Genomic DNA, 1067 nt, shown 5'->3' on the forward strand with positions numbered 1-1067 from the left:
TGATCATCGGAGGATTCTGGTGGAGAGCGGCCTCATCCCCGAACAGCGCGGGCCACAATCACGACGACGAGAACCGAAGGGGGCGCCGCTCTCGCCGGACGACGCCATGACCGCATGGAAAATCACCGACCCCATCATCCGCAGGACACTCAACAGGAGCATCGTTCACGCGATCGAACTCCAGGCGGAGATCGACGCGGCCCAGGACCCAAGACCGTCGCGGGAAACAAACGCACACGGCGCGCACAGCGCACACGCGGATGACACCGCTCCCGCCAGGATCCCCTTGCGCGGATCACCGCACGCCGGCCCTCGCGGCATGAACTGAAACCGCCCCAGGAGCAACGCCCGCCCGCCGGCCCGGCATCACGCAGCGAGCGGGCCGGCAGGCATCACCCGCGCCGGCCGCTGCCGCCGGCGCGGCGCTGCGGCCGGTCCGACGCGGCGCTGCGGCCCCGGGCCATGGCCGCCTCGCCGCGCAACCGCGGTCACCGACAGCACCGCCGAACCTGCGGCCCCGGAGAATCGAGCACATGCACGCCCGCCGGGTCCGTCCACCCGGCAATGCCTCTCCCACTAAGCTCGGCCGAATCTTCCCGAAATCCAGTGCCTCCACCACGCATCACGCTCCCGGGAAGAGCACGGGATATCCTCTGGCCGTGCCGGCATCCAGCGGGTCGAAAAGGCCACGCCGAGAGGGGTAGCAGGTGCTTGTCGTACACGGAGCCCCCACGACCGCTGTCGTGCGCAGCAGCACCGGCGAAGCGGTGATTCTGCTTTCCGGCGACACACTCCCGCAGATACCGCAAACCACGCTCACCGACATGATCAAAGCCGCCGCCGCCGTTCTCAGCGCCGCGGAACTCAAGACCGTCAACAACGCCGTTCCCACACTCGGCACAGGACCACCCGATTTCCACGTCCGCATCAACGGAAACGAGTTGACGGTCTACAGACTCACCGACGACTGAGCCTGGATCCATCGATCGGTGACCGGCTGACGGTGCCCCCATGGAGAGGACGTGCCTTGTGACCTGCGAGGATGGGAGTTCTCTAGGCTTCCAACC

The 1067-nt window shown here is 67.5% G+C and carries 1 protein-coding gene and 1 pseudogene; both read left to right on the forward strand.

Annotation, left to right across the window (positions count from 1 at the left end):
* A pseudogene (locus tag ACFYX0_RS47985) lies at positions 1-328 on the forward strand (hypothetical protein); the annotation flags it as partial.
* A gap of 415 nt (positions 329-743) precedes the next feature.
* Positions 744-971 carry a hypothetical protein gene (locus ACFYX0_RS47990; RefSeq protein WP_388982224.1) on the forward strand — a complete coding sequence of 76 codons (228 nt, stop codon included), beginning with the start codon at positions 744-746 and terminating at the stop codon, positions 969-971.
* Positions 972-1067: the final 96 nt, after the last annotated feature.

The organism is Streptomyces sp. NPDC002573 (genome assembly GCF_042889625.1).
Taxonomy (GTDB): Bacteria; Actinomycetota; Actinomycetes; order Streptomycetales; family Streptomycetaceae; genus Streptomyces; species Streptomyces gibsoniae.